Source organism: Vicinamibacteria bacterium, assembly GCA_035620555.1.
Classification (GTDB): Bacteria; Acidobacteriota; Vicinamibacteria; order Marinacidobacterales; family SMYC01; genus DASPGQ01.
Genome location: DASPGQ010000684.1, coordinates 1 through 8,369, shown reverse-complemented (window position 1 = coordinate 8,369; position 8,369 = coordinate 1). Strand labels below are relative to the sequence as shown.

9 protein-coding genes are annotated in these 8,369 nt (G+C 62.4%); 7 read left to right on the top strand and 2 right to left on the bottom strand.

The features are described from left to right. Nucleotides 1–463, bottom strand: a 463-nt coding sequence (locus tag VEK15_27715) for a hypothetical protein (GenBank protein ID HXV64516.1), incomplete at its 3' end; no start/stop codon positions are given. A 183-nt stretch (nt 464–646) separates the two neighbouring features. Continuing rightward, complete coding sequence (locus VEK15_27710; GenBank protein HXV64515.1) at nt 647–952, bottom strand: DUF4870 domain-containing protein; 306 nt, start codon at nt 950–952, stop codon at nt 647–649. A 196-nt stretch (nt 953–1,148) separates the two neighbouring features. Between VEK15_27710 and VEK15_27705 the strand changes: the two genes are divergently transcribed. The 7 genes from VEK15_27705 to VEK15_27675 all read left to right on the top strand — a co-directional run. Further along, complete coding sequence (locus tag VEK15_27705; protein ID HXV64514.1) at nt 1,149–1,478, top strand: hypothetical protein; 330 nt, start codon at nt 1,149–1,151, stop codon at nt 1,476–1,478. A gap of 171 nt (nt 1,479–1,649) precedes the next feature. Beyond that, a complete protein-coding gene (locus VEK15_27700; GenBank protein HXV64513.1) occupies nt 1,650–3,068 on the top strand; it encodes a DUF4388 domain-containing protein in 1,419 nt (472 codons plus the stop codon). Nucleotides 3,069–3,199: 131 nt separating this feature from the next. Further along, nucleotides 3,200–4,477 carry an MFS transporter gene (locus VEK15_27695; protein HXV64512.1) on the top strand — a complete coding sequence of 426 codons (1,278 nt, stop codon included), beginning with the start codon at nt 3,200–3,202 and terminating at the stop codon, nt 4,475–4,477. A gap of 68 nt (nt 4,478–4,545) precedes the next feature. Then, nucleotides 4,546–5,166: a hypothetical protein gene (locus VEK15_27690; GenBank protein HXV64511.1), complete on the top strand. Its 621-nt coding sequence runs from the start codon at nt 4,546–4,548 to the stop codon at nt 5,164–5,166. Between the two features lie 85 nt (nt 5,167–5,251). Then, nucleotides 5,252–6,673 carry a Do family serine endopeptidase gene (locus VEK15_27685; protein HXV64510.1) on the top strand — a complete coding sequence of 474 codons (1,422 nt, stop codon included), beginning with the start codon at nt 5,252–5,254 and terminating at the stop codon, nt 6,671–6,673. Between the two features lie 218 nt (nt 6,674–6,891). Beyond that, nucleotides 6,892–7,581 (top strand): response regulator transcription factor, encoded by a 690-nt coding sequence (locus VEK15_27680; GenBank protein ID HXV64509.1) that lies wholly within the window; start codon nt 6,892–6,894, stop codon nt 7,579–7,581. Then, the coding region (locus tag VEK15_27675; GenBank protein HXV64508.1) for a HAMP domain-containing protein at nt 7,556–8,369 on the top strand (814 nt) is incomplete at its 3' end. The genes VEK15_27680 and VEK15_27675, both read left to right, overlap by 26 nt.

Below are 8,369 nucleotides of genomic sequence, written 5' to 3'. Positions count from 1 at the left end.
TGAGCTCCCCCCAGCGATCGAAGACTTGCTGGAAGATCGGGAGCCACACGCCCTGATTGCCGTAGATGCCGTTCAGGAACGCGCGGAGATTGCTGTTGGAAGCGGGCTCCATGTTGTAGCCATGAATGGGGGTGCCGTCGGGAACGATGCTCCACGTGATCGTCGTCGGATCGCCCTGGGTCAAACAGCAGGGATTCGTGGCGGTCTGTTCCCAGCGGTCGACGTCATCGAAAGTGAATGCCGGTGGACCCATGTCCGGCGGGACCTGCAGCGAGCTCGTCGGCGACGACGCGGCGAGTCGCGTGGCGAATGCCTCGATCACTTCTGGCGGGGTGCCCGGAGCGAAGCAGGCCGCGAGCCGCGGCGGCGCGGGCTCCGTCCCCGCGAGAGCGCTTGCGTGAGCCGGCCAACAGGAACCGAGGAGAACGAGCCATCCGCACACGACGCGTCTTCCTACTCTCATCTGAGATACCTCACGACCACGAGACGGCAGTCCCCGTGCCTGCGCGTCCTCGCTCCGACGGATTGTTAGTGTACCAACCAGTCTAACATTACTGAGAGCCGCGGAGTCGATACCTACCGTGGCTCTTCAACTGCGCTGGTCCAGCTTCCCTGACTACAGGCAGCGTGGCCCCTCTGAAGGCAGCTACGAAGCGCCCAGCTGCTTCTCGGCGAAATCCCCCAGCACCGGAAGCTTGAAACTCTCCTTCTGGTAAGCTTTGACCGCGCAGAAGATCGCCAGGGCGAATACGACGAAAGGCAAGAACAAGAGCGCGATCCAGCCCAGGATCGGTATCATCGCGAGAACGATGCTCACCCCCATACTCGCGACGGCGAGCGCAAGCGACTGAATCGCATGGAACCGGACGAAGCGATCCTTGCTATATGGCTCGAGCAAGAGCCAGATGATCGCCACGATCGGCACGTAGCCGAGCGCGGCGGCGACGTTCATTTCTAGGCCTCCACTCGAAGTCGACGGCACATTGGGAGCTTGTTCAGTCATATCCCTCCTACCTGGATCCACAAAGGTTCTCGAGATTCGATTCTAAAGGACGAGTCTTCATGACCACAACTGGGCCGGGTTATTCCCTGGGGGAATCTGCTACCCTGGTTTATCGAGAAGTCGTAACTCGCGCGAGAGGTGCACCATGTCAGCTTATACCCCTGGTCCATGGCGCGTCGGATTCGAGGACGGAACCGGCGGAGTCGACGACGACGGCGGTGCCTGGATCATCGGAGCCGACGAGGAGATCGTCGTGGCCGGCGGGAGTCATGACGGCTTGAAGTACGGCGTAACCGACGAGGCCAACGCCCGCCTGATTTCGGTCGCCCCCGATCTGCTCGCTGCCGCTCAGCGAGCTCTGGCGTTCTTCGAGCTTCTGAGAGACAAGTCGCCGGGCCGAGGCGGAGAAGCCGGCCTCGAGCCCGAGGCGCTGCTCCTGAAAGACGTAATCCGCCGGGCCGAGGGAGACCGCTGAGCTCGGGGCTCCCGACGGGCGTGGGGATTTTCGGGAAACCGTGGGGATTTCACGACGTCGAGCCGCCGCAGGCGGCTTCGCCATCGTGCCAAGTCCCAGGATCTCGGGCGGTTGACCGGGAAGACGACGGCGGCGCGTTGGCCTACCCTTTGCAGATTGTCCACGCGAATCATGTTGGAAACGTGTGAAGGCCACATCGGGATCGCGACACTTCCAGCCGTCGTACGCGACCTCTGCCGCGCCGGGGCGAGCGGGATTCTGCACCTCGAGAACGGCGCGGCCGAAAAATGCATCTTTTTCAGGCGAGGCGAGATCGTCTTCGCGGCAACGAGCCTCGAGAACGAGCGGCTCGGCGAACGGCTGGTGCGTGCCGGCAAGATCAAGCGCTCGGTGCTGGAGCTCGCGATTCGCGTGATGGCTCGCTCGCACGAGCGCCTGGGCAAGACCATCGTCGAGTGGGGCTGGATTAGCCCACTCGAGATGCAACGCTGGGTGGCGTCACAGATCAAGGACATCATCTACTCCGTATTCACCTGGTCGTCGGGCGAGTATCGTTTCGAGCCCAAGGACCAACCGCTGCCCGAGGACCTCTCTCTCGAGATCCACACCGCGGAAGTGATCTTCGAAGGCACGAGGCGAATCAGCGACCTCAAGGCAATCCGTGCCGGGGTCGGACCACCGAGCGGCGCGCTGCGTCTCACCGAAGGGACCCGACTCGGCATACCGATCACCCACGAAGACGGTTTCATCCTGTCACGGGTCAACGCGCACACGACGATACTGGATATCGTTTCCGATTCGCCTCTGGGGGAAGAGGAAGCGCTGCGTCGTATCTATGCGCTCCTGCTGGCAGGGGTAGTGGAGCGGGCCGAGCCGATTCCCCTTGCCCGAGAAGAGACCGAGCCGAAAGTGGCGGTCACGTCGGAAGACGAAAAGCAGTTCCGCGACAGTATCATCGTTCGCCAAGCGGCGATGAGGTTCGGAAACTATTACGACCGGCTGGGCTTGAGCTTCGGAGCGTCGCTCAGAGCGATTCAAGATGCTTACGAGGAAGTGCTCAGGTCGATCACGCCCAGTCTCTCACTGAGTGAGAAAGTCGGCGACATCGAAGATCAGATTGGCGAGGTTCGCAGAAAGGTGGTCGAGGCCTACCGCGTGCTCTCGGATCCGCAGAAGAGGCGTCTTTACGATCGATCTCTATCGGGGAGCTCGACGGAGTCGACCGTCGCCGCGACGACGCTGGGAGCGAGGACGGTCGTCGCTCCTCCCGCCAAGAACGGAGCGGAGAAGGGGCAGAAAGCGGAGCTTTACTACATCGAGGCGAATCGCTCGTGGCAGACCGGGGAGTACTTCGATGCCATCGCCGCGATCAACGAAGCGCTTCGGCTCGACCCCGACAAGGCCCATTACCACCGCGTGCTCGCCAACTGGCTATCCGAAAACCCGAGCTGCACCGAGGCGGCGGTAACGCATTTTCGCCGCGCCATCGAGCTCGATCCGGATAATCGACAGACCCACCACGAGCTCGCCGCCTTTCTAGAGCAGAACGGCGAGATCCAGAAGGCCCGTGAGGTCCTGCGCGGACGTTAGCCCCGATCCGGCATTCTCAATCCTGACCTCGGCCTGCGTATTCGCGGAAGCGCGCCGCTATCGTAGAATCGGCTTCTGGTGCCCTTCCTTCTGACGAGTGCGCTCCGTTCGGGCTCCCGTTACCATCGAAAATGACAACGGGATACTGGAAGCTCGTTCACGAAAATCAGGACTTTCGAAATCTCTGGTTCGGACAGATCGTGAGCCTGTTTGGCGACTGGTTCAACCTCATCGCGTCCGCTTCACTCGTCGCCTCGTTAACCCACTCGGGACTCGCGGTCGGAGGCCTCTTCGCCGTTCGCATGCTGGCCCCCTTTGCCGTAAGCCCTCTCGCCGGGGTCGCCGCCGATCGGTACGATCGTCGCAAGCTCCTGTTACTCACCGATTTCGTGCGCGCGGCCGTAGTGCTCGGTTTTCTCTTCGTGAGGCGCCCCGAGCATCTCTGGCTTCTCTACGTCTTGACGGCAGTCCAGCTGGCGATGCACGGTGTCTTTTTCCCCACGCGAAACGCTATCCTTCCCGACATCGTTTCACCTCCTGAGCTCGGCGCGGCCAACGCACTGACGGCGACCACCTGGTCGGTCATGCTCGCCGTGGGAGCCGGGGCAGGAGGTCTCGTCGCCGGTGGATTCGGCCTGTATCCCGCGTTCGTGATCGACTCGGTCACGTTTCTGATTTCGGCCTTCTTCATCATCAAGGTCCGTTACCAAAAGCCACGTCGAGCTCTCGGGAAGAGCAACGTCCGAGGCGCGCTAAAGGAGTATGGAGAAGGACTTCGCTATCTTCTTGCTCATCGTGACGTCCTGGTCATCGCATTGCACAAGGGCGCGCTTACTTTCTTCGTGGCCGGCGCGTACGAAGTGACCCAGGTGGCCATCGCCAAAGACGTCTTCGTCATCGGAGAAGGAGGCGGCATCGGCCTCGGGCTTCTCTATGCCGCGATCGGATTCGGTTCCGGCGTCGGTCCCATCGTGACTCGTTCCATCACCGGAGATTCCGACCGACCCATGAGGGTCGCGATGGTTCTCTGTTACGTCACGATGTCGATGGGTCTCGCTTTGATGGCGCCTCTCGCAAGCCTCCACTGGGCCCTTGCCGGCGCTTTCGTCAGAGCGGCCGGCGGCGGCACGCTGTGGGTCTTGTCGACGCAGCTCCTGCTGCAGACCGTTCCCGAGAAGGTTCGCGGGCGGGTGTTCTCGACCGAGTACGCCTTGCTCACCCTCGCCATGGCCACGAGCGCGGCGATGGGCGGATTGGCGCTCGACTCGGGCCTCTTGAGTCTGAGCCAACTCCTTGGGTTCCTTGCCGCCGTGGTTCTCGCGCCCGGCTTACTGTGGGCGCTCTGGGTGTCGCGATCCGGTCCAAAGCCCGGGAATCATGACGCTTCTGGGCATGATTCGCGAGCGTGAACGAGCTTCCACTGGGACCGCCCTGGCCCCGGGCGGTCCCGCGTGTAGAATGTGGCCCGGAGGAATCAATGAAATCGACCCCGTATATCGTGCTCCTCGTTGGAGTCACCGCCCTTTCAGGATGTAGCTCCACCGGCTTCGTATCCACGTGGAAAGAGCCCCTGGACGGTCCCATCGACTTCAAGGGAAAGAGAGTCGCCGCCATCGTATTGAGCAAGGACGAGGGAACCCGAAGGGTAGCCGAAGACACACTCGCGCGAGAGATCTCGAAGCGAGGTGCTCAGGGAACTGCCGGATACCTACTCGTGAGCGGCGAGAACGACACCGCCAACGTCGAGGACGCCAAGAGAAAGCTTCGTGAAGCGAACATCCAGGGCGCCGTCGTGATGCGAGCGGTCTCGAGCGAGCAGGAGGTCTCGTACTCACCGGGAACATCCTGGTACTCGGGTGCCTATTACGGGTCGTTCTGGGGTTACTGGGGCTACGGCTGGCCAATGGTCTACGATCCGGGCTACCTCCGCACCGACACCATCGTCCACGTCGAGACCCTCGTCTACTCCGTCGAGGATGACAAACTGCTCTGGGCGGGGCGGAGCAAAACGACGAATCCGTCGAAAGTGAAGGAGTTCATTCAGGAGTTGACTACCGCCGCCGCCAAGGAGATGCGCAAGGCGGGGTTCATCGAGTGAGGGGCGTCGACATGAACAACAGTTAATCTTCCGGCAAGGATCCGTTCAAAGCCCTCTGCCTACACTCGGACGGAGGAGGCAGAACATGAAGGCGCAAAGGATCTATGTAATGCTCGCTGCCGCGGTCGTGGCAGCATGGGGTTTTTGGCAGCTCGCTCCCGCCGCACTTCCCGCGCATGCGAGCGGGCCCGTCGACGGAAACGCCGTTTCCGAAGGCGCGGCTACCGTGGGATTCGCGGACGTCATCGAGAGGGTCCAGCCGGCGGTGGTCAACATCTCGGTCGCCGGGCGCATCGGAGCGGGTAACGACGTCCCGTTCGACGAGCTCGAGGATTTCCTTCGCCGTTTCTTCGACCGGCAGAGCTCGCGGGACCGAGGCCCAGGGCCTGTCTTTCGTGGAATGGGATCCGGTTTCGTGGTCGACCCGGAAGGCTATGTGGTCACGAACAACCACGTGGTCGATAACGCGTCCGAGATCACGGTCACGCTCAACGACGGGACTCGGCTTCCGGCGGAGCTCGTGGGCACCGACGAAAAGACGGATCTAGCACTTCTCAAAGTGACCGCCAAAGAGGAGCTTCCCTACGCCCGCTTCGGGGATTCCGAAAGCGCCCGCGTCGGCGACTGGATTATCGCGATCGGGAACCCCTTCGGTCTCGGGGGAAGCGCAACGGTAGGCATCATCTCCGCAAGGGGACGGGACATCCAGTCGGGACCCTACGACGACTTCTTCCAGATCGACGCACCCATCAACCAGGGGAACAGTGGTGGTCCGCTGTTCGACGTTTCCGGTCGCGTCATCGGGGTCAATACGGCGATCTACTCGCCGAACGGGGGCAACGTCGGAATCGGCTTCGCGATCCCATCCAAGCTGGCGGAGTCCGTCATCGCCGAGCTCAAGAGCTCAGGTCACGTCACGCGGGGCTGGCTGGGGGTGACGATACAGCCGGTGGATGAACCGATCGCCAAGGCGCTGGGGCTCGAGAAGGCCCGTGGAGCGCTGGTGGCGGACGTCACCCCCGGGAGCCCAGCCGCCAAAGCGGGCCTCTCGCCCGGAGACGTCATCGTGAGCGTGGACGGACAGGAGATCGAAACTCTCAAGACCGTGACGCGCCTGATCGCCGAGCGTGGGCCGCGCGCGGAGGTCGCCATCGAGATTCTCCGGAAAGGTGAACGAAAGACCGTGCATGCCACGTTGGGCGACGGTTCGGGCGAGCTCCGTGAGTCCGGTTCTCCCGCAGGCCGGCTCGGACTCTCTCTCGCTCCGGTACCGAACGGATCTCCACATGACGGCGTTCTGATCGCTGGAGTGGAACCGAGGAGCCCCGCGGCCGAGAGCGGGATTCGGGCCTTCGACATCATCGTGGGGGTCGGCAACATCCCCGTCCGATCGGTGGACGAAGCCCGGGCGGAGATCGAGAAGGCCCGCTCCCATGGACAGGAGAACGTGCTCTTTCGCATCCTGCGCGGAGATGGGGCCCTATTCGTCGCGGTTCCCTTCGCGTGACAACTTGATCGACTCCAAAGCGAGGCGTACTCTAAGCCTCGATGGAGGATCGGCCCGTCAGGGCCGCCGGCCGAGAGGAATCGCGTCGCGCCGAAGCGAGGAGCGAAGGCGTGGAAGCGAGGGAATTCGGCCGTGGGCGCGCGCGAGGAGCGCGCGCCAGGAGCGAGCCGAGGAGGCGAGCGACCACTAAGATTGAAAGCGCCTCGCTTCTTGCTTCCATGCGCATTCTGGTCATCGACGACGATCGCGACACGCTCGATTTTATCGTCCAAGGACTCGAGGAGAGCGGACACATCGTCGACAAAGCCGAAGAGGGAAGAGAAGGGCTCTTTCTCGCCCTCGAACGCTCCTACGACGCGCTCGTCGTCGATCGTATGCTTCCCGGACTGGACGGTCTAACGATCGTTCAGACTCTCCGGAGCGAGGGAAGAAAGACACCGATACTCATCCTGAGCGCACTGGGCGAGGTCGACGATCGGGTGAACGGGTTGCGTCGCGGTGGAGACGACTATCTCGTCAAGCCGTTTGCTTTTTCCGAGCTACTGGCCCGGCTCGAGGCGCTCGTTCGTCGAGGCGAGAGCGAGCCCGCGACTACCAGGCTCGTGGTCGGGGATCTGGAAATGGATCTGCTGGCCCGGCGCGTCAAGCGTGCCGGCCGCACCATCGAGCTGAAACCCAGGGAGTTTCGTCTCCTTGAGTACCTGATGCGCCACAGTGGCCAGGTGGTGACCCGTACGATGCTATTAGAGCAGGTCTGGGACTACCATTTCGACCCCCAGACGAACGTCATCGACGTGCACGTGAGCCGGCTACGGGGAAAGATCGAAAAGGATTTCGACTCACCTTTGATTCACACCATTCGCGGTGTGGGATACGTTCTCCGTGTACCCGAAGACTCTTCTTCGTAGCTCTTCGTTTCGCCTGGCGCTGGCCTACGGAACGCTCTTCGCGGCTTCGGCGCTGGCGATTCTCGCCTTCGTGTACCTGGCGACAACGCGTTACATGCAGCAGCAGGCGGACGAGACCATCGAGGCCGAGATTCAAGGTCTCGCCGAGCGCTATCGTCTGACGGGTCTTTCCGGTCTCACGTCCCTCATTCGGCAACGGCTCGACCGGAGCCCGGCGGGGTCCTCGATCTATCTGCTCACCGATGCCGGATTCAACCCGCTGGTCGGCAACCTGAGCCGCTGGCCTACCGCCGCCGATGCCGTTTCCGACGAAAGCGGTTTTCTGAACTTCGATCTCCGCTCACCGGGTCATCGGGCTCGGGCGAAGCCCTTTCTTCTCGCGGAGGGGTTCCGGCTGCTCGTCGGTCGCGACATGTACGAGCTCCAGTCGGTTCGCTCGCTCCTCCTGCGCACGATGGCCTGGAGCGTGGCTCTGACCCTCGCTCTCGCTTTCGCGGGAGGGCTGGTCGTGAGCCGGAGCCGCCTGAGGCGCATCTCCGAGATCAACGAAGCCATTGCCGAGGTCATGTCAGGAAACTTGAACCGTCGCATCGCCATCGAGCCCACCGGTGACGACATCGAGGATCTGGCGGTTCGCCTGAACCAAATGCTGGATGAGCTCGAGAAACTCGTCGAAGGGGTGCGCCGCGTCTCGGACGCCGTCGCTCACGATCTTCGCACACCGCTCGCTCGACTCAAGACGAGGCTCGAGCGCCTTCTCAAAACGAAAGGGGATCCGGAAATCGAAG